Source organism: Chelativorans xinjiangensis (genome assembly GCF_009812055.1).
In the GTDB taxonomy this organism is placed as follows: Bacteria; Pseudomonadota; Alphaproteobacteria; order Rhizobiales; family Rhizobiaceae; genus Chelativorans; species Chelativorans xinjiangense.
The window spans coordinates 114,282-133,931 of sequence record NZ_WQNH01000006.1; the positions used below are offsets into that span (position 1 = coordinate 114,282).

17 protein-coding genes are annotated in these 19,650 nt (G+C 64.6%); 9 read left to right on the forward strand and 8 right to left on the reverse strand.

The window, feature by feature from the left end; all coding sequences use genetic code 11:
• Positions 1-212: 212 nt before the first annotated feature.
• Entirely contained in the window at positions 213-1,895 is a 1,683-nt protein-coding gene (locus GM910_RS06610; RefSeq protein WP_159586718.1) for a GMC oxidoreductase, read from the forward strand.
• On the opposite strand, the gene GM910_RS06615 is transcribed toward GM910_RS06610, so the two are convergent.
• Together GM910_RS06615 and GM910_RS06620 are read right to left on the reverse strand one after the other, a co-directional pair.
• Positions 1,882-2,676: a methyltransferase, TIGR04325 family gene (locus GM910_RS06615; protein WP_246225884.1), complete on the reverse strand. Its 795-nt coding sequence runs from the start codon at positions 2,674-2,676 to the stop codon at positions 1,882-1,884. The two genes, GM910_RS06610 and GM910_RS06615, sit on opposite strands and share 14 nt — an antisense overlap.
• A 74-nt stretch (positions 2,677-2,750) precedes the next feature.
• Positions 2,751-4,367, reverse strand: coding sequence for an oligosaccharide flippase family protein (locus GM910_RS06620; RefSeq protein WP_246225885.1), 1,617 nt, complete (start codon positions 4,365-4,367; stop codon positions 2,751-2,753).
• A 229-nt stretch (positions 4,368-4,596) separates the two neighbouring features.
• Here GM910_RS06620 and GM910_RS06625 point away from each other — a divergent pair, with 229 nt between their 5' ends.
• A complete protein-coding gene (locus tag GM910_RS06625) occupies positions 4,597-4,749 on the forward strand; it encodes a hypothetical protein (protein WP_159586720.1) in 153 nt (50 codons plus the stop codon).
• A 6-nt stretch (positions 4,750-4,755) separates the two neighbouring features.
• On the opposite strand, the gene GM910_RS06630 is transcribed toward GM910_RS06625, so the two are convergent.
• The 5 genes from GM910_RS06630 to GM910_RS06650 form a co-directional block, all read right to left on the reverse strand.
• The gene (locus GM910_RS06630; RefSeq protein ID WP_343032968.1) at positions 4,756-5,472 is read right to left on the reverse strand and encodes a sugar transferase; all 717 of its coding nucleotides are present in this window, start codon (positions 5,470-5,472) and stop codon (positions 4,756-4,758) included.
• A gap of 180 nt (positions 5,473-5,652) precedes the next feature.
• The gene (locus tag GM910_RS06635; RefSeq protein ID WP_159586722.1) at positions 5,653-6,945 is read right to left on the reverse strand and encodes a glycosyltransferase family 4 protein; all 1,293 of its coding nucleotides are present in this window, start codon (positions 6,943-6,945) and stop codon (positions 5,653-5,655) included.
• 2 nt (positions 6,946-6,947) lie between these two features.
• Positions 6,948-7,853: a glycosyltransferase family 2 protein gene (locus GM910_RS06640; protein WP_159586723.1), complete on the reverse strand. Its 906-nt coding sequence runs from the start codon at positions 7,851-7,853 to the stop codon at positions 6,948-6,950.
• Positions 7,840-10,200: a GumC family protein gene (locus GM910_RS06645; RefSeq protein ID WP_159586724.1), complete on the reverse strand. Its 2,361-nt coding sequence runs from the start codon at positions 10,198-10,200 to the stop codon at positions 7,840-7,842. Before GM910_RS06645 ends, GM910_RS06640 begins: the two co-directional genes overlap by 14 nt.
• Before the next feature lie 33 nt (positions 10,201-10,233).
• Positions 10,234-11,580 (reverse strand): polysaccharide biosynthesis/export family protein, encoded by a 1,347-nt coding sequence (locus GM910_RS06650; RefSeq protein WP_246225887.1) that lies wholly within the window; start codon positions 11,578-11,580, stop codon positions 10,234-10,236.
• A gap of 327 nt (positions 11,581-11,907) precedes the next feature.
• Between GM910_RS06650 and GM910_RS06655 the strand changes: the two genes are divergently transcribed.
• From GM910_RS06655 to GM910_RS06685, 7 genes are all read left to right on the forward strand, one after another.
• The gene (locus tag GM910_RS06655; protein ID WP_159586725.1) at positions 11,908-13,038 is read left to right on the forward strand and encodes a glycosyltransferase; all 1,131 of its coding nucleotides are present in this window, start codon (positions 11,908-11,910) and stop codon (positions 13,036-13,038) included.
• A 41-nt stretch (positions 13,039-13,079) separates the two neighbouring features.
• Positions 13,080-13,421 (forward strand): hypothetical protein, encoded by a 342-nt coding sequence (locus tag GM910_RS06660; RefSeq protein ID WP_159586726.1) that lies wholly within the window; start codon positions 13,080-13,082, stop codon positions 13,419-13,421.
• Between the two features lie 215 nt (positions 13,422-13,636).
• A complete protein-coding gene (locus tag GM910_RS06665; protein ID WP_159586727.1) occupies positions 13,637-13,774 on the forward strand; it encodes a hypothetical protein in 138 nt (45 codons plus the stop codon).
• Positions 13,775-13,818: 44 nt separating this feature from the next.
• Positions 13,819-14,811 carry a hypothetical protein gene (locus GM910_RS06670; RefSeq protein ID WP_246225888.1) on the forward strand — a complete coding sequence of 331 codons (993 nt, stop codon included), beginning with the start codon at positions 13,819-13,821 and terminating at the stop codon, positions 14,809-14,811.
• A gap of 181 nt (positions 14,812-14,992) precedes the next feature.
• Complete coding sequence (locus GM910_RS06675) at positions 14,993-15,256, forward strand: hypothetical protein (RefSeq protein WP_246225889.1); 264 nt, start codon at positions 14,993-14,995, stop codon at positions 15,254-15,256.
• 104 nt (positions 15,257-15,360) lie between these two features.
• Positions 15,361-16,833: a multicopper oxidase family protein gene (locus GM910_RS06680; RefSeq protein ID WP_159586729.1), complete on the forward strand. Its 1,473-nt coding sequence runs from the start codon at positions 15,361-15,363 to the stop codon at positions 16,831-16,833.
• Positions 16,834-16,877: 44 nt separating this feature from the next.
• Positions 16,878-17,336, forward strand: coding sequence for a DUF411 domain-containing protein (locus tag GM910_RS06685; protein ID WP_159586730.1), 459 nt, complete (start codon positions 16,878-16,880; stop codon positions 17,334-17,336).
• Between the two features lie 135 nt (positions 17,337-17,471).
• Here the strand turns inward: GM910_RS06685 and GM910_RS06690 are convergent, their stop codons facing one another.
• The gene (locus GM910_RS06690; RefSeq protein WP_159586731.1) at positions 17,472-19,583 is read right to left on the reverse strand and encodes a DUF294 nucleotidyltransferase-like domain-containing protein; all 2,112 of its coding nucleotides are present in this window, start codon (positions 19,581-19,583) and stop codon (positions 17,472-17,474) included.
• Positions 19,584-19,650 lie beyond the last annotated feature (67 nt).

Sequence of the window (19,650 nt, forward strand, 5' to 3'; positions counted from 1 at the left end):
CTCCCACGCCATCGAGCCGCCCTTAGTTCTTCAAGCCTATTTCGCGGGCGCGAATTATTCAAATAAGCCTATGATATCTTTCAACTTACCGAGCGCGTTATCCGCTAGTACCCAAATCCATTAGCAAGGCATTTATTATAGGCAATTTGGCTGAGTACGGGCATCGCGGATTGTTTGCTAGCATGGGAATTTCCAGTTCGGCGGGGCCCGCTGTGAAAATCCTCGACTTGCAATCCATGCCGGCGGGAACGTCTCTGAAGGCGGATTTGGCGATCATCGGCGCCGGCCCGGCCGGACTGACCATCGCACGTGAACTCGCCAATACCAAGATACGGGTCCTCGTTCTCGAAAGCGGCGGCGCCGGCTTCGAACCTGGAGCACAAGCCCTCAACCAAGTCGATAATATCGGCGAGCCGATCGAGCGCGGCACCGCGCCCGGCCGCGGCTATACGGACGAGCTTTCATGGCTCAACGACATCCCTGCATTCGAGCTGCGCAACCGGCTGGTCGGCGGCAGCACCCATACCTGGGTCGGGAAATGCGCCGCCTTCGACGAGATCGACTTCGCCGAGCGCCACTGGGTCCCAGGTTCGGGATGGCCAATCTCCCGCGAGAGCCTTTCGGGCGTGCTCGACCGCGCCGCCGTCATGCTCAACCTCGGGCCGAACGTCTATGACGAGACGCTCTACAGCCTCCTCCGCTCGCCACCCGCCGATCTTCGGATAAATCGGGAGCTGCTTCGCCCGTTCTTCTGGCAGTTCAGCCATGCGCGCGAACGCGCCGAACCGCTGCGTTTCGGCGATGAGATCGGAAAGTTCGACGCCCCCAATGTCGAGATCCTCACCAACGCCACCGTGACGCATCTCAACACGGACGAGACGGGACAAAGGGTCGTCTCGCTCGACCTCCGCTCCCTCGACGGCGCCCATGCATCGGTGCGGGCGGATATGGTGGTGCTCAGCGCCGGCGGCATCGAGAACCCACGCCTGCTGCTCGCCTCCGGCGGCATCGGCAACGGCCATGGCCTTGTCGGCCGCTATCTCGCCGACCACCCACGCACCGTCATCGCCCGCTTCGACGAGGAACAGGCAGCGGCCATCGCCCGGCACTTCGGCTTCTATGGCCTTGCATCCGACCCTCGGACACAGTTCTACCTGCACGGCCTCACCCTCAGTCCGCGGCTACAGGAGCGGGAAGGCCTGCTCAATTGCGCGGCCTATCCGGTACAGGAACTCGCCGAGGACGATCCCTGGGTGGCGCTGAGGCGCCTCGCCCGAGGCCGGGACGGAAACCGGATGCGGCACGCATGGCGTGTGCTTTCCTCCCCGACGCTCCTTGCCGCCGGCCTTCACCGCCGTCTGGTGCTGAAGCGCGGGCTGCCGCGCCGGCTCAAGGGCATACGTTTCGACACCATGGTCGAGCAGCGCCCGGATCAGGAAAGCCGCGTCGCCCTCTCCGCTCGCCGGGACCGGCTGGGCATGCCGCTCGCGCGCGTCAACTGGAAGATTTCGCCGCAGGAGGTCGCTAGCGTCGCACGGCTTGCCGAATTGATGTCGGCGGAGTTTCAGCGCGTCGGCCTGCCTCAGCCCGGGCTGGCGGACTGGATCCTGCGCCGCGACCACAGCAGAGCGGCCTTCAGCGACATGGCTCACCCAGCCTGCACGACGCGCATGGGACGCGACGCGGCGACCAGTGTCGTCGACGAGAACGCGCGTGTCCACGGCATGGAAGGGCTCTATATCGCCGGAAGCTCGGTCTTTCCCACCGCGGGCCACGCCAACCCGACCCTCATGATCGTGGCACTTGCCGTCCGCCTTGCCGATCACCTGAAGGACCAGTTCGAGAAGGGCTCCCACCTCCAGCCCAAGCAGGAGCGGCTTCTCAGGTCAGCCTGAAATAGAACCCCGCGCTTTCGCTCGCCCCCAATTCGGGATGCGTATCGATCACATGCGACAGCGAGGGGATCGACCAGCGGTCGACGAGGCTGTAGCCGAGGCTTTGCACGTCGCGCAGGAAAGTGTCCTCGTTGCGCATCTGGTAGGGCACCCTCGCCTTGCCGATCCGCTCCAGCGTGACGACTGTCGGCCCCTCGCGCAACGCAACCTTGTTGAGAATAAGGTGACGCGGTGCCCACGGCAACCGTCGAAGAAGGTTCGACAAGGGCACATCGAGATATTGCAGGAGCCCGGAGCCGAGGAAGACTTCGGCTGCCCCGGCATCCTCCAGCCGCTCCACGAAGCGCAGGCCCGTCAGACCGTCCGCCTCTGCGCGCAGCCGCCCGGCGCGGACGATGGCCGGAAGGTCGTAGACCGTCCAGTGCCAGTCGTCCGTTATCGGCAACAGGTCGCGGAAGGCGCGGTACTTGGTACCCATATGGCCACCAGCGTCGATCAGGAATCTGACCTCGCCGGACATCTGGCGCAGCCAGAAAAGCACCGGATAGTCCCACAGCGCGACATGGCACATCTTCTCGAAGGCCACGTCGGCGATCTCGTCGTGATCGTAGCCCGCCAGCCCCCTTCCGGCGGCCGCTGTAAGCGCCTCGGCATAGGTGGCGTAAGCGCCCGAGAAGCGGCAGGGGAACGGCGACAGGAAACGCAGCCTCCCGGGCCGCGCGCAAAGGAGCCAGCGACGAGTGCGCGGTCCTGGCCGCGCGCGCGAGGGCCCGGCGGGCACCTTGCTTGGAGATCATATTCATCGTCCCGTCCTTGTTCGATGAATGTCTTTTCCGATCGGCCGGCGGGCCGCGCCTAGCCGAGGCGGAAAAGCCCGCGCCTGGTCATCGACTGTACGCTTGCCTCCGCCCGCAATGGACCAGCGTTCGCATTCTGATCGCCCACCGCCGCCTGGGACGCGGAGGTATGCTCCGCCGCCAGGGCGGGAAACATGCCCGTGGCGAATTTCCTCAAAAGGAGCAGGACAAGCAGGTAGCCCGCGGCACCGGCCGTCGCCTGAAGCGCGAGCGCCGCCAAGGGAGGCAGCGTGGAGAGATCGACTACCCGACCCAGCGCAAAGACAGCACAGAGCATGCCAGCAACGGCGAGCGCGACGAAACCGCTGCCGCGTACAACGCCATACCAGTCGAGGCCACCATAGCGCCCTTGCAGCCAGACCAAAGTCGTGAAGGCCACCACGGCGGCGAGAACCTGCCCGCATGCCACCGCCAGCAAGCCGAAGGGCGCGAGGACGACGATGAGACCAACGGAAACGAGCGAATTTGCCAAGCCGACCGGGGCCAACCTGCGGATGTTGCCTTTGATGGCAAGCAGCGGCTCGGTCATGCTGCCGGTGATCAGCAGCAACTGCCTTATCGAAAGGATACTCACCACCACAGCCGCTGGTCCCCATACCTCCCCAAGCAAGAGATCGACGAAGCTGCCAGAGACCAGTGCCAACCCCAGAAAGACAGGTGCAGCGACGGCCAGAAGGACCGGGAGCAGCATGTTTCCCGCTCTCCTGACCGCATCTTCCCTACCCGCTTCCGTGTCCTCACGGTCGCGCGCGCGCCGGAAGACGATCCATGCGAGCGTGCGCGCCGGCTCGCCCACGAGCTCGTAGAACGCCGCCACGATGCGCTCGGCGGCGCGGTAGTAGCCGACCTCGGCCAGACCGAGAAAACCGCCCACGGCGAACGTTCCCGAATAGGAGCGGAAGAAGACGATCAGCCTGTTGGTGATGACATGCTTTGAGAACCGCAGCACTTCGCGCACGACGAGCCGGGTCGGACCGACGGGCCGCACCCAACCGACGGCGAAGATCGAGCCGCACAGGATCACAAGTTGCATCGCCAGCCGCCCGGCGACGAGGGCGAAGACGTTCCACCCTATGAACAGCCCGAGGACGGCCAAAGCGAGCCCCGCCGCCTCGGCAGTGATCCGGATGATCGCCTGGCTGTGCAATTGCCCGCGATGGACAAGCACCCCGTCATAGACTGTCGTCATCGCCGAAGGCAGTATCCAGCAACAGAACAGCGCCAGAAGCGATGCCTCCCAGACCTGGTCGAAGACGCCGTAGAGAATGCCGGCGGCACCCAACCCAAGGGCCGTGAACAGAAGACCGCTCGCGAGCGAGATGGTCGTAACCTGGTCGAGGCGCCCTTCCCCATCGGCCGACTTCATGACGAATTCGGCCCATCCCCCCTCGGCCAACACCACGAGGAAGATGGCAACCGCGGAACTGAAGGCGAAGAAACCGAATTCCGCCGGCGTCAGGATGCGCGCGGCGACGATGAACGCAGAAAGCTGCGCTACCTGGGAGGTGAGCTTGGCCGAAAGCGCCCAAAGGCCGCCACCAACGATGGCGGGGACGCTCAGGCGGAACGTCCGTCTCGGTTCCGCTCCGGAGCTCGCCCCTTTTGTCTCAACCACTATCCCTGCCCCCATGACTTGCCCTGCTGTCGATGTAGACGCCGTTCTTCATCCCCGGTATTCACGGCCGCCCTTTCATCGGATAGTTTTCGTCGCGAGCTGACGTTGATTCACCGCCTTCGGCATCAGGAACACTTCGAGTACAGCCGCATGGGACATTCTCGTTTGAACGGTGGTGCACGCCGGCCCGGCAGCCGGACTGGCCGCAACCTTGACGGATACTGAACGGATGGCGCGGAACGCGGGAAGGGAGACATATCTGGGCCGCATATTCCTGGCCTGGCCGCTGAGATCGCTGAGCACCAAGGCCGCGATCCGCTGGCTCGTCATTGCCTTCTGTCTCGTTTTCTGGATCGCCATCCTCGCCGTTTTCATCCTGTGAGCTGTTTCAGCAGCCGTTTCGGTCGAACAGCAGCACGCCAACCGTCCGCCACATGATCCTCAGGTCGAGATTGAGCGAGCGGGTTCGGTGATATTCCGCATCGAGGTCGACGCGATAATCGTATGAGGTGTCGCTTCGCCCCGAGACCTGCCAAAGGCCGGTGATGCCGGGTGTCATCGACAGGTAGCAGTGTATCCGGTCGCCATAGCGGGGGATTTCGTCCTCCACGATCGGCCGTGGCCCGACAATGCTCATCTCGCCGCGCAGGACATTGATGAACTGGGGAATCTCGTCGAGGCTGGTCATCCGGAGGAAGCGGCCAAGCCGATGGATCCGCGGGTCCCGCCGCAGCTTGTGCTGCGTGCTCCATTCGCCCCGCGCGGCCTCGCTCGTGCTCAACAGGTCGTGGAGCACCTTGTCGGCATCGCGGCGCATGGTGCGGAATTTGAGGCAATCGAACGTCTTCCCGTCGCGGCCAACCCGCTTGTGCCGATAGATCAGCGGCCAGCCGTCGTGCACCAGCAGAAGAATGCAGATGATGGCAAAGGCGGGGAACAGAAACAGGAGCGACAAAAGAGCGATGGACACGTCGAGAGAACGTTTTATGGATTCTCCGGTTCCCCGTCTGTGCGAGGCATGGGAGTGGACAGATTCACGAGTGGCGCTATCCAGCGTAGACAGCATAAAAATTCCCCAAGTGTGAATATACTTAGCTGACCTCATTGCCAGCTGCAGGAACAGATTATAATGTGAATAACCAATCAGATATAATTCTATTGGTGTAACTTATACAGATATTTCGATGGCGGGGATTAAGCCCACTTCCCCTATTTCATATCCCCGCCCTCCCATACGGCTTCATCTTGAATCTCTTGCTCGCACGCCGCCCAAAAGTCTTAGAACCTACGAGAGCGGATACACCTTTGCGGCGCCGCGCGCCGCACCGGCCGTGGCCATTTCCAGCGGCGGACGTGCATGTTTCAGAACGTCCGCATAGAGCGCCATCAGCGCATCGCCCCAGGATTGCGGTGTGTGGGCCATGCGCGGGGCCTCCTGAAAGCCGTTCCGGCCCATGCGGCGCACGCCGAGGTCGTCGCACGCCATCGCCCGCATGGCCTCGGCGAGCGAATCGACGTTGCCGGTCGTGAAGCCCAACCCGCAGTCCGCCTCGACGATCTCGCGGCTCACGAGCGCCTGCGACGGCACGATAACGGGAATGCCGCTGCCGATTGCCTCCAGCGCCGCCAGGCCAAATGGCTCGGGCACGCGCGAGGAGACGACGACGGCGCGTGCCTTCCGCGCAAGCTGGGCGATCTCTTCCCGCTTCTTCCAGCCATGCAGAACGACCTCCGGATAGGAACGCTCCAAAAGCGCCCGCCCCGCCCCATCCCCGACCACGTGAAGCCGCACCCCCGCCATACGCGCGGCCCTTGCGGCATCCTCAAATCCTTTCTCCGGCTCCAGTCGGGCGATGAAGAAAAAATCCCGGGATTTCCAGGGCTCCGCGCGGGTCTGCAAGAATGGCTCTACCGGATTGCGGATCGTGACGACGCGTTGGTCCACTATGCCGGCGCGCTTGAAATAGCTCTGCATTTCCTCATGCACGAAAACGATATTCGCCGGCTGACGCCGGATATCGTACAGGCCTTGGCGCAAGGCATGCCGCGCCGAACGCCACATCTTCTGGTGCACGCCGCGCTTGTCGCATTGCGTCAGGAGGCAGCGTGCCGACATCGGCGCAAGGGAGCAGACAGACGCCGTCCGATAGTTGACGAAGCCGCCATTCGGGCAAGCGAGAAAATAGTCGTGCGCGTGCAGGACGACACGTTCGCGCACCGTGTTCAGCGCCCGAAAGATCGCTGGCGAAAGGATCTTCGACCACCCGTGCACATGGTAGACGGTCGATGGCGTGTCCGAGGTGTCGATGAGCCCGCGAAGGGCGGCAAATGCTGAGGCATTGTAAAGGCCGCCGACCAGTGCCGACAGGCGGCCTTGTTCCAATAGCGGCGCACCGTTGAGGTTGACCGCATCGGTCTCAACTGCCGCCGCGTCCGCCCGGTCGCCTGCAAAGAAGGTCACCGGAATGCCCCTCTCCCGCAACAGACGCGCTGAAAGGCGCGAGAGATTGGAGGCACCGCCCACATCGGCTGAGCGATCGTTGATGATGACGACGCGATCTGGCCTCGGCTGTGTCATGGCTATTCGAGCGCCACGATTTTTTGCGGCGCCAGCCGGCCGCGAACGAGATCCGCCAGCGCCCGGAGATTGCCCTTCAAGCGCCCCTTGCGGTCCACCCACGGCTCGGGCTTGGTAAGCTTGACCGTGTTGGCGATGAGGTTTCGCGCGATCTGCACGGAAGCGTGCCGGAAGCTCATGGTTCTCTTGCGCACGAGATAGATCGGGTTGGCGATCTGCGAATAGCCGAAGCGGACACCGGACGTGCGGCCGGACTTCGTGCCGAGATGGACCCCGCGCAGCCGCCGCGAAACCACGATCTTCCCGTGGCGGGCCATCTGGCGGCTGAAGTCGACATCCTCCAGCCATCCGTAAAGCGGCAGGTTTTCGTCGAAGGCCAATCCCTCGGCGCGCACCATTGCCATGCGCACGGCCATGTTGCAGCCATAGGCATTGTAAATCACCTGCGGATCGGCCGGGGCCCCGGTGGGATCATGGCGCCCGCGATCTATGATCGCCAGCGCCTCCGAAACATCTATGCCGGGGCCGGTGATCCCGTCTGCATCGACTGTTCCCGTGCACATGACCACTTCCGGGTCCGACGCGAAAATCCGCTCCGTCTCATCGACATAGGACGGCCCCATGAGGAAATCGTCGTCCAGGAACAACAGGATGTCGGCGGTGGGGACATTGCGCAGGATATGATTGCGCTGCCGGCACAGGCCGCGCTCGGCGACAAGCACACGTATATTGAGCCCGATCGTGTCCAGCGCCGCCAAGTCGACATCGTCCTCACACGCGGCGCAGATGACGACCTCGTCCGGCTGCCGGACCTGCCGCGCCAAGTGCGGCAGCAACGTTCTCAGGATTTCGCGCCTGCCGCTGGTGGCAATGCCGATGGCAAAGCGGGTGCCGTCAGGTTGCGCCATGGCTGCCGCCGTAAAGCTGTGGAGCGGGAAGCTGGCCGGCAGGCCGCCGGCGGCGCGTGCTCCGATTGAAGATCACGCCGAGAATGCTCACACGCGACTTGCCGAAGGTCGCCAGCGCCTCCGCCAGCCGCTCGACCGTCATCTTCCGATGATTGCCCATGACAAGCAGGATGCCGTCGAGATAGGAACTGGCGACACGGGCATCGACCGAGCTCTCGAACGCCGACAGGTCAACGATGACGACGGTGTAGCGGCCGCGAAGCATGTCGACCTGCGCCTTCAGAGCCGGCAGGTGGCCATAGCGATGGGAGGGATGCGCCGAACGCTTGATCTGATCGACCGTCAGCACCGGCACCGCCGCCAGATCGTCGGGATTCTCCGGCAGCAAGGGCTGGTCGCCCTCCTTCTCCTTCAGCTCCGTTTCTGCGAAGCGTGACTTGGTCTTGCGCTCGCTGTAGCGCGGAAGGGGCCGCTCGGCCTTGTCGGGCTCGACAGATGGTGCGGTAAGCCGCGCCATGGTGAGACCCAGGTCCTCGCCCTGCCCTGCCGCCAGATGGCTGATATGCGGGTGAGGGAAATTGGCGTCGACGAGGATGACGGACACGCCTTCGTTCAGGTAAAGCTGCGCCAGATTGGTGGCGATGGTCGTCTTGCCCTCGCCGGCATCCACCGAGGTGATACCCAGCATGATCGACCCGTTCGCCGGAAAGGTCGCGTCGATGGAGTTCTTGACGCTGCGCAACGCTTCCGAAAAGCTCGAATAAGGCGCGTCCAGCACATAGCGCAGGCTGCCGGTCTCGCTGCCCGACGACAGATCCCAGGTCGGGCGGAAGCGTGCCGCCGGCACGTGCCCGAGCATGGGCAGCCCCAACTCACGGCCAAGACGCTCACCCGAACCGATGCGGCGGTCGAGGATTTCGCGCGCGCCGGCAAGGCCTATGCCGGCGGCGAAACCGAGCAGCATCGAGAACGGCAGGACCAGCGTCGTCTTCGGCCACATCTTGGACAGCGGCGGTGTCGCCGCGGTGACGATGCGTGCGTCGCCTATCGGAAACGACTGCTTCTGCAGGGCGGCGAGGAGCTGCTGTAGCAGGTTTTCATACATGCGCCGGTAGGTCGCTGCCCGACTTTCCAGCTCGGCGAGCTCGACGCGGGCAAGGTTCGTGCCGGCAGTGGCTTGCTTCAGGCCGTCGAGCCGTTCGCTCAACAGCTTCTCGCGCGTGATCGCGGTCTCCAGGTTCGTCTTGTAGACACCCTGTATGCGCACCAATTCGCGGCGGATCTCGCCTTCGAGCTGCGCAATCTCCTCTTTCGCCGCGCGCACCGGCGCACCGCCCGCTCCATAACGGCTCTGCAGCGTTTCCAGCTTGACGGTCGCCGCCTGAAGGTCCTCGCGCAGTTTGTAGATCTGCGTGTTGTTCAGCGCCTCGCCGACATAACCGTCCATGATATCGCCGGCGAGCAGGCGGTTGATGGTTGCAAGCCTGGCCGATTCCGTGGCCCTGTTGGCCTGCGCCACCAGGAGCTGCGTGCTGATTTCGGAAAGCTGCTGGTGGTCGAGCGAGGCCGCCTCGCCGACCTGTGTGATACCGTTCTTGTTGCGGTATTCCTCCACGTTGAGCGCGGCTTGGCGCGTCTGCTGGGCGACGTCTATCAGCCGATCTTCCAACCACGCCGCGCCGCGCGTCAGGGCCTCGGCCTTGGCGTTGAGGCTCGCCTGCATATAGGCCCTGGCAATGGCGTTCGCGGCCTTCGCCGCTTTCACCGGATCGGTCGAGGTGTAGCCGATCTCCAGCACGTAGGATTGCCCGACGCGGCGAACGGATACCCTGGACAGGAAGCCGGCCATGGTCCGGCGCATGGTCTCTTCTTCGTCCGGCACCCCCGCGGCATCCTCCTCACCGGCATCCGGCTCGTTCCGGAAAAGCGTGAAGAGAAAGGCGATGCCCGAGCGTATGGCCGACCTCCAGGACCGGCTCTCCAGGATTTCCGGGTCTTCAAGGAGATTGAGCTCCTTAATCACCGACCTGGCGATCGCCTCGGACTTGACGATCTCGACCTCGCTGGCGATTTCCGCCGCCTCGATGATGATTGTTCCCGTCGAGGGGTCCTGGGAGGCGATGCGCGCCTGCTCGTGATCGATCACCAGACGAGCGATGGCCGAATAGGTCGGCTCGGTCTTGGAGACGTAGAGCCCCCCGAGCGCGATGCCGACCACGGTCATCAGGATGAGGAGCAGGATATGGCGGCGCAGGAAAGACCAGATGTCGCGAAACGTTACGTATTCCTTGTTCGCCGCCGACACGCCGCGTTCGCCGCTGAGCTTGCGAATCTCCTGAACCACCATCCCCTGTTCACCCCATGTTCGGTCGCGCCGCCCTTACCGGGAAAGCATTCCGCTGATCTCAGCGGCGGCCGCTGCCGGCGCTGTCTCGCCCGCTACTTCCGGCAAATCGAGACGCACCTCGAGGACGTCGCCGGGCTCCAGCACCGTGCCGGGCGAAGCCTCGAGGGCGTCGCCATTCTCCCCGCCCCGGACGATGGTGAAGCGCAGCGGATACTCCTCGATGGCCTTCTGCACGTCACGTCTCGCGATCGAGGCGCCTGTCGCCTGAAGCAGCCTTTCGTTGATCTCCCGCCGCAACTTCAGTTCCTCGATTTCCGCAATGGCCGTCTGCAGGTCGCGGCCGATTTCGGTCTTGCGTTGCCCCTTGAGGCTCAGTGCGTCGCGGTTCGTCTCGCTCAGTTTCTGCTTGGCGCGCATGGAGGCTATGGCCAGGTCCAGCCGCCCGCTCTGCAGATCGGCAACGACGCGCTCCAGTCCGGTCTCACGCGACCGGGTGGCCGTGCCGCTGCTGACGAGCTTGGAGATGTCCTTGAGCTCGGCCTCGGCGATGCTGACCTGCCGGTCTTGCGCAACCATCTTCTCATCGAGGACCGCGATCTCCTCGCTGAACAGCGCACTCAGCTCTTCGAGGGATTCGAGCTGACGCTCGAATGCCTCGGTCCGGGCCTTGAAGATCGCTTCCTCCTCACGCAGGATCTGCGCGGTGGCGGCGGGGAGGCCGGCACCGCCGATCTCCGCCTGAAATTCGATCGCGGGCCTCCCGCTGAGTTCGGCTTCCAGCCGCGCCCGCCGCGCCATCGACCGCTGCAATTCCAGATCGATACGCCCGATTTCGCCCACGTAACGGATCTGCTCCAGCTCCGAATACCCGCCCTGCGGGTCGCTCTTCCGCGCCCGCCCGCCCGCCATGGCCAGTGCCTGCAGGACGGTGAGGCCCGGCCGGTACTCGAACTCGCCGGGCCGGTCGACGCTGCCCGTCACATAGAGCGATGGATACCGCACCACCTCGACGGTGGTGACCGGTGGGGTGACGAGCCCCGTCTGCCGTTTCAATTCCTCGGCGATTTCGGATGCAAGGGCGCTGGCAGTCCGCCCGGCGGCGGGGATTTCGCCGACCAGCGGTATCGAGATCGAACCCGACTGCGCAACCGCGTATTCGCCATTCAAGGGGGTCCATTCCCGGTATTCGCCCAGGTTGGGCACCCATTCCACCACCGTTACCTTGACCCGCGTGTGCGGCCGGAGCTGGAACGATTCCTCCGCCTGCGCCGGTAGCGCCGCAAGGCAGACGGCGCAGACGGTGATCGCCGTCAGCACCATGAAAGCCAGTTGCCGCCGCAGGTCGGAAGTTTCAGCGATTTCTGTGCGGTTCTCTGCCATGACATCCCTTACGGGCCGTGCGAAAGCACGCCGGTGGAAAGGACGCGCAAGGGCCCGCCCCTTCCCGCCGATCATCAATCGAATCCCGGCAAGGTAAATACCGTTGGACCTAGTCCCTTTCGGCTAGAGGCGGTTAAGCGCCTGCCATCTTCGAAGCAGGCGGAACGCTGCATGAGGACAATTCCAGCCCGAACGGATGAAGGCCTAGTCCCTTTGCGCCGCCGGATTGTCCGTACAGATAGGGGATTGGCCTGATGTACGGCGTGTCCCCGGGCGCTCTTTCACGCCACGATCCCAACACTTGGGTACGTTCCAGGAGGAATGGTTTTGCGCGTCGCGATAGTCCATTACTGGCTGGTGTCGATGCGGGGCGGGGAGAAGGTCGTGGAAGCGCTCTGCGACATGTACCCTGGCGCCGATATCTTCACGCTCGTCTATGACGAAGAACGGGTCTCGGCGAAGATCCGGCGCCACAAGGTCACGCCGTCCTTCCTGCAGAAGATTCCCGGCGCGCGCAGGCATTACCAGTCCCTGTTGCCACTGATGCCTTTCGCACTCGAAAGCCTCGACCTGTCGGGCTACGACCTGATCCTCTCCAGCGAATCGGGCCCCGCCAAGGGCATCGTCCCCGGGCCGCAGGCAACCCACATCTGCTACTGCCACTCGCCGATGCGGTATCTGTGGGATCACTACCATTTCTACCGTGCCGGCTCCGGCCTCCTCACCCGCGCATTGCTGCCCGTCCTCGCTCCGGCGCTCAGGGCCTGGGACGTATCGACCAGCGCGCGGGTCGACAAATTCGTCGCCAACTCGCACCACGTGGCCGCGCGCATCGAGAAATACTACCGGCGCGACGCCGCCGTGCTCAATCCGCCGGTTACGGTTCAGGACTTCTCGCCCGTTGCCGAAATCGGCGATTTCTATCTCTGCGCCGGCCAGCTCGTCGGTTACAAACGCCTCGATCTGGCAGTGGAAGCCTTCACGAGAATGGCGGAGAACCTCGTCGTCATCGGCGAAGGAAAGGAGATGACACGGCTCAAGCGCATGGCCGGTCCGACGGTCACCTTCCTCGGCCGGGCGCCCTTCCCCGTGCTGAGAGATATGCTCGCCCGCTGCCGCGCCCTCGTCTTTCCCGGCGAGGAGGACTTCGGCATCGTTCCGGTCGAAGCCATGGCGAGCGGCCGGCCTGTCATCGCCTTCTGCGGCGGCGGTGCGCTGGACAGCATCGTTCCCGACCGCACCGGCATCCTGTTCCAGGAACAGTCCGTGCAAGGGCTGATCGAGGCCGTAAGGCGCTTTCGGTCGATGGAAACGGCATTCCGCCCGGACCTGATCCGCAATCATGCCCTCCAGTTCAGCGAAGCAAACTTCAAGGCGAAGATGCAACAAATCATCGACGCGGAGCTGATGCAGCGGCATGGCGCGGGATCCCGCATCCCCGAGCGTGCCGCCGCCTAGTTTCAGGGTTGCAGATCGGTGCAGAAGGGAAAGGTGGCATTTTGTTAGGTTTCCACACACGCAGCGAGGAACGCGACCGCTACGCGGACCGCAAGCGGATCGCTACGCTCGAAAGGGTTCTCGACGAGATCGAGGTGGAGCTGGTCGCCGAAAAGACAGGCTTCCAGAGGCGCTACGAATCCGCCGCCTCCACTGCCGCCTTCGCCCAGCAATACTACGAAGACGAGGTCCGCGACGCCCGATCGTCGGCGAAGGTGGACGATCTCACGCACTCGCTGAAGACGTTCGGAGCACGCATCGCGGCGCTGGACAGTCAGATCAGCCTTGTCACGGGGCTGCGACGAACCGTTCGCTCTTTCGTCGCCAGGCACGGCGTTGAATAGCTCCTCCCAACAGTCACCCGATGCGATGCGCGCCCTTCGCGGTTGTGCATCCTGCACCTCCCAAATTGATTAGACCGATGGGCCGGATACCCTGATAGATAGAGAATGCTAACACCTATGCGTTGGGAATCTTGCACAAATATCTTAGCTGCATCAAACAGATACGGCTCTATGATGTGCTCTTATGACACGCAAATCGGGCCGTGTGGACGGGCATGGGCGATGCGGATTTCGAGGCGATAAGTTTCCTCAATTCCTTCATCAAATTGCCGCACAAACAAGAAGCCTTGTGTTCGACAGCGGAGCAGAACGCGACCAACTCAACTGTCGGCAAACCGGGCAAGTACGGGTGATGTGGCACGCTAGCAGTTCCCAAAGACCGATCGCGCGGACCGACATGCCAAAGGTGCTGTCGCTCATCCAAAAGAACGTCGGCGATTTTGCGCTGGATGTCTCGGGCCTGCACGTCGTGGTCCCGGCAACCGTGGGGTACCGCGCGGCGACGGCGACGCTCGCGCTTCTGGCCGGCGCCACGAGCGCGACGGCCATCACCCGCCCCTCCAACCGCTATCACTCCGCCCAGGAGGCGGCGGATATAACGCTGTCGCTGGCAGCGCTGGCCGGGGTCCGTGGCCGTGTCACGATCAGCGAGCGCATCGACCACCAGACCTGCAGCAACACGAACATCCTCTTCAACAGCGAACCCATCCCCCCCATCACGCGGTCGATCATCGAGCGACTGCCCAGACACTCGGTCATAGCGATGGTGAGCGAGCCTTGGATGCTGTTGAAGGGAGAAATCGACATCAGGGCATGCCAGGAGCATGGAATCCCCATCTCCGCCGTCAACGAGTCCCATCCCGCGATCGGCGGGGCGGACTACCAGGCGGCTCTATGTCTCAAGCTTTTCCAGGAAGCGGGTATAGCGATCGGCAAGGCCTCGGTCGCGCTCATTTGCGGCAACCCGCTGGCCCGCAACCTCGAGCGGGGCATGCGGGCGGCGGGCGCGCAGGTCGAAGTGTTTCCCAATCCGGACATGGTGTTCACGCATTCCTGGGACGCCGTCGTCCTGGCGCAACGGCCGACAAACCGGCCGAGCCTCGGCATCCATGATCTCGGACGCATCGCCAAGGTCGCCCCAAACGCGGTCATCCTCCAGTACTGGGGAGATATCGACCGCAAGGCAGCGCGCTATTTTGGGCTCAAGGTCTGGCCGCCGCGCACCCCCGGCAAGAGCCAGATGGGCATGCCGCTGGAGGCGCTGGGGCCTGAACCGACAGTGCGCCTCATCGCCGGCGCACTCAAGGCTGCCGAACTTGTCCTGGCAGGCGGTCCCTCCGGCCCCGGCGGAGTGGCGCAGCTTTTCAATTCCTCCGACTGGACCCTATAGTGTGTTGGCCTGCAGGATGCGTCGGAGGGTCTCATATCGACGGGGCAGCTTGCCTTTTCGCAGCTTTGCGATCATCGTGCCTAACGCTATGAAGCATCGTTCGGCGCGTCAGGTCGTTACTTTTCTGCTCACGGTGTTCGTGACCGTGGGTGTGAACCTGTCTGCGGTCCGGGCCGGCGATATGACGGTTCAGATGGCCACGGCGGAGATGACTGCCTCCGTCGACGGGCACTGCCAGGATTGCCCGGAGCCCGGCGATGACCGCGGCGCGCAGGCGCTCTGCCCGGCGGCGGCCTGCGCCGCTCCCGCCCTCGCCGTGCTTCCGCTTGTGCCGACGACGGCGACAGCCATGGTCTCGGCCCCGTCGTTGCGGCCATCCGCCCCGATGAGCGGGCGGACCTCCCTGCCCGACCCACACCCTCCCAGACCCGGCGTCCTCGTGTAACGTGGCGTCGGCCGCTCCACGCGGCTGACGTCTGCGCACTCCCATGCGTCCGTATGCGCATTAGCGCTGCGGCCACTATCTTAACCGTCCACAGGACGTAGGGCATGAGCAATCATTTCAGCAATCCCATCTCGCGCCGGCGGCTTCTCCAGGCCGGCGCCGGGCTCACCGCCATGGCGTTCCCAGCGCTTCGCCCCGCGCAGGCTTCCGTCGGCAGCGAATATCGGATCACCGCGAAGCCGGGGCGTGTGCCGCTGCTCGGCGGCCGCTACCCGGAAACGGCGGTGTGGAACTACAACGGCGCGGTACCAGGACCGGAAATCCGGGTTCGCCAGGGCGAAAGGCTGCGGGTCGCCGTCGAGAACCGGCTCGACGAGGAGACCACCGTCCACTGGCACGGCTTGCGCGTGCCGAATGCGATGGACGGTGTGCCGCATCTCACCCAGCCGCCGATAGCGCCGGGCGAGACCTTCATCTATGCCTTCGACTGCCCGGATGCCGGCACCTTCTGGTATCACCCGCACCAGCGCGGTTCCGAGCAGGTGGGTCGCGGCCTTTACGGTCCGCTGATCGTCGAGGAGCCCGAGCCGATCGCCGTCGACCGTGACGTCACATGGGTGCTCGACGATTGGCGGCTGCTGCGGGACGGGCAGATCAGCGACGACTTCGATAACATGATGGACGCCGGCATGGCGGGGCGGATCGGCAACACGGCCACCGTCAACGGCCGCCTGCCCGAGACCTTCGCCGTGCGCGGCGGCGAACGCATTCGCCTGCGGCTGATCAACGCCGCCAACGCTCGCATCTTCGCCCTTGCGTTCGAGGGTCACCGCCCGCGCGTCGTCGCCCTCGACGGGCAACCGGTCGAGCCGCACGCGCCGGACAATGACCGGGTCGTCCTGGGGCCGGCCATGCGCGCCGACCTCGTCATCGACATGACCGGCGCCCCCGGCGCGCGTTTCCAGGTGATCGACACTTTCTACCGGGACCTGGAATACCGCTTGTTGGACCTCGTCTACGCCGACCCCCCCTTGCGCGAAGCCCCGCCCGACACACTCCTCCGCCTGCCCGACAACCCGCTGGCCGAGCCCGACCTCGCAACCGCTGAGCGCCATGAGGTTACCTTCGGCGGCGGTATGATGAGCGGAATGATGGGCGGCGGCATGATGGATGGAGGCATGCCCGGCAGAGACATGGGCGGGATGATGGGCGGGATGATGGATCGCATGATGCCGGGAATGCGTCATGACGGCGTTTGGACGATCAACGGCATCGCCGCCGAAGGTCACGTGATGGACCCGATGCTCACGCTCGCGCGCGGCCGCTCCTATGTGCTGGCCCTCCACAACGATACGGCCTGGCACCATCCGATCCACCTGCACGGCCATTCCTTCCGCGTGCTTGGCCGCGAAGGCACGCCTACGCGCCACCGTGAGTGGCAGGACACCGTGCTGATGGCGCCGCGCGAGCGGGTCGAGATCGGGCTTGTCGCCGACAACCCGGGCGACTGGATGTTCCATTGTCACGTCCTTGAACATCAGGCGGCGGGTATGATGGGCGTGATCCGGGTCACCTGACACTGAAAAGACAATGCGAAATGCGAAAGAAAGGAACTTGGCTCATGAAACGGACTTTTCCGGTATCGATCATCGTTGCGGCAATCATCGGCGCCGCCGCCGCAATGGCGAGCGGCGCGCCGGCGGCGGCGGCCGAGGCGAAAGCCGCGACCCTCTACAAGAATCCGCAATGCGGATGCTGCGAGGGATATGCCGAATACCTGCGCGACAACGGGTACGCGGTCTCGGTCAAACCCACGCACGACCTCGCCCTCATGAGCCGCGAGGCCGGCATCCCGGACGACTACCAGGGCTGCCATCTGACTTACATCGACGGCTACGTCGTCAGCGGCCACGTGCCGGTGGGCATCGTCGACCGGCTTATGAGTGAGCGCCCCGACATCAAAGGCATCACCCTGCCGGGCATGCCCATGGGTTCGCCCGGCATGGGCGGCGAGAAGTCGGAGCCGTTCACCGTCTACGGGATCGCCGACGGCGCGCCGGAGGTTTACGCCGTCGAGTAGCTGAAACCGCGCTATAGCATTTTGCAGTCAGGTGGTATCACCTGACGTCCGCATAAATGCGGAAAAACAAAGAGATAGAGCGTCCTTTGTGCGTCCGAACGGACGCACAAAGGACGCTCTAGCCGCGAGCCCACCTCACATCAGGTCGCGCACGAGTTCTGGGAGTATCTGCAAGTCCCGGAGCGCTATCTTGAGAGCGGCCTGCTGCGGGCGCGAGAGCGCGGCGATCTCCACCTTGTTGGAGACCGGGATGCCCTGGTGCCGGTCGCGGCTCTGCTGGGCGAGCGTAAGCGAAAGCACGAGGTCGTGGGCGGACAGCACGCGGCGGAGCGACACTTCGCTGCCGATCTCCCGCTCGAGCAGCCCCTCGAGACGCGCGCGGGTAGAGCGCACCCGGATATCGTGGCGGATCGACAGTGTGCGCGCCGCCGACACGACGGGGAAAAGGGCGAAGCGCTTGAGGTCCAACCGCCCCTCTTCCGTGCGAAACCGCCCGAACAGTGTGAACGGCGACGCCAGGTTCGCAAGCTGCTCGCCAAGCAACAGCGGAAACGGCGCCTCGGCGTGCCCGCGCTGATACGCTTCCTCGAAAAGCGCCTCGCCGAGCCGTCGGTTGCCGTGCACAGGGCTCAGGTCGAAGAAGATGTCGACGTTGAGAAGGTCCTGCGGGCGGGAGCGCCTCACCCATTGGCCGACGCGCTCCTTCCAAAGCGCCAGCGAGCCTCGCCACTCGGCGTTCTTCGCCATCACACCGCCGTTGCAATAGGAGATGCCGGCGGTGTCGAGCATGGCGGCGATACGTTCGCCCAGCGCGGCGAACCAGCGGTCTTCCGGCCCGTCCGGCTCTCCGCTTTCGTAGACGATGGCGTTGTCCTGGTCGGCGGCAAGCAGGCTCTCGCCCCGTCCGGCCGAGCCGAGCACGAGCACGGCATAGGGCGAAGGCGGCCCGCCGAGGCCGGCATCGCGCATCTCCTGTTCGGCGAGCACCGCCGCCCGGCGCGTCATCGCCCGCAGTTCCTCGCTGACGATCTCGGCGACGATACCGGCGTCGACCTCCTCGGCGGCCAGTGCACTGGCGACGGCGGGAAGGCTGGCCCAGGCGGCGGCCATTTCGGCGGTGGAGCTTGCTGCATCGATCGTGTCATCGAGTTGGATCGCCACGCTGGCACGCAGGCGCAGAAGATCGCGCGCCGAGATCACGCCGGCAAGCGCATCTTTTTCGTCGCGCACGCCGAGGTGGCGGATACCGAGCCGCTCCATGCGGCCGATGGCGCGATAGGCGAAGGCCTGCGCGCGGATGCTGATGAGCGGCCGGCTGGCAAGAGCGCCTGCCGGCTGCTCGAAACTCCTCCCGCCTTGCGCCGCCACCAGCCGCAGCACGTCGCGCTCCGTAATGATGCCGTAATCGCCCACCGGCCCACCCGGTTCGCCGCTCTTGCTGACGAGGATCGAGCCGGTCTTCCTTTCCATCATCAATGCCATTGCCGCACGCAGCGGGGTTTCGTCGCGCACAAGCACCGGCGGTCGCCTCATGAGATCGCCGACGTGATGGCGGTAGGCGAAGGGATCGACGGCGGCGAAGGACGGCAGGGTGTCCGGGCTCGACGCCGGTTCGTCCCAGCCGGCCCTGTGCTGCCGTTCCCGCTCCTTGGCAAGCCGCAGCAAGGAGCGCTCGGCCTCGGCGAGCGTGCGAATGCCGCACGCCTGCAGCCGGGGCAGAAGCGCCGCGAAGATTTTCGCCGCGGAGATGGCATCTCCAAGCGCCTGGTGGCGCCCCGTCACATCGATGCCGAGCCAGGCGGCGATCGCCTCCAACGACGGGTCCCGAAGCTCGGGGTTGACGAGATGGCTCAGCGTGCGCACGCACAGCGTTCGCGGCCGCTTCCACTCGAGGCCGGCGCGGCGGGCCTCCTGTTTGGCAACCGCCATGTCGAAGCCGACGGCATAGCCGACCAGAAGGCGCCCGGCGCGGAACGCCTCGAAGCGTTCCCAGGCCGTGGCGAAGCTCGGCGCCTGGCGCACCATCGCATTGGTAATGCCATGGATGCGCATGGCTTCGGGCGGGATGGGCACCGCGGGATCGACCAGGGTCTCGAACGTGCGGTCCGGACGCATCGCCCCATCGGCGATGGCGACGCCGCCAAGCTGGACGATGCGCGCCTTGCGCGGATCGAGCCCGGTGGTCTCCGTGTCGATCGCCACCGCGTCGAGCGCGATCAGCGGAACCGCTCCGACAACCGCCTGCATAGCGCCTCCCCTTGCCGCGCCCTGCCCGTAAACGGCTTATAGCGCGTCTCCATACCCTACGCCATGA

Bases quoted from the DNA above. Each gene is read 5' to 3' on its own strand.
- GM910_RS06625 (WP_159586720.1), top strand. From the start codon at position 4,597: ATGGCGCGGAACGCGGGAAGGGAGACATATCTGGGCCGCATATTCCTG.
- GM910_RS06630 (WP_343032968.1), bottom strand. From the start codon at position 5,472: ATGAGGTCAGCTAAGTATATTCACACTTGGGGAATTTTTATGCTGTCT.
- GM910_RS06635 (WP_159586722.1), bottom strand. From the start codon at position 6,945: ATGACACAGCCGAGGCCAGATCGCGTCGTCATCATCAACGATCGCTCA.
- GM910_RS06640 (WP_159586723.1), bottom strand. From the start codon at position 7,853: ATGGCGCAACCTGACGGCACCCGCTTTGCCATCGGCATTGCCACCAGC.
- GM910_RS06645 (WP_159586724.1), bottom strand. From the start codon at position 10,200: ATGGTGGTTCAGGAGATTCGCAAGCTCAGCGGCGAACGCGGCGTGTCG.
- GM910_RS06650 (WP_246225887.1), bottom strand. From the start codon at position 11,580: ATGGCAGAGAACCGCACAGAAATCGCTGAAACTTCCGACCTGCGGCGG.
- GM910_RS06665 (WP_159586727.1), top strand. From the start codon at position 13,637: ATGGGCGATGCGGATTTCGAGGCGATAAGTTTCCTCAATTCCTTCATC.
- GM910_RS06670 (WP_246225888.1), top strand. From the start codon at position 13,819: ATGCCAAAGGTGCTGTCGCTCATCCAAAAGAACGTCGGCGATTTTGCG.
- GM910_RS06675 (WP_246225889.1), top strand. From the start codon at position 14,993: ATGACGGTTCAGATGGCCACGGCGGAGATGACTGCCTCCGTCGACGGG.
- GM910_RS06680 (WP_159586729.1), top strand. From the start codon at position 15,361: ATGAGCAATCATTTCAGCAATCCCATCTCGCGCCGGCGGCTTCTCCAG.
- GM910_RS06685 (WP_159586730.1), top strand. From the start codon at position 16,878: ATGAAACGGACTTTTCCGGTATCGATCATCGTTGCGGCAATCATCGGC.
- GM910_RS06690 (WP_159586731.1), bottom strand. From the start codon at position 19,583: ATGCAGGCGGTTGTCGGAGCGGTTCCGCTGATCGCGCTCGACGCGGTG.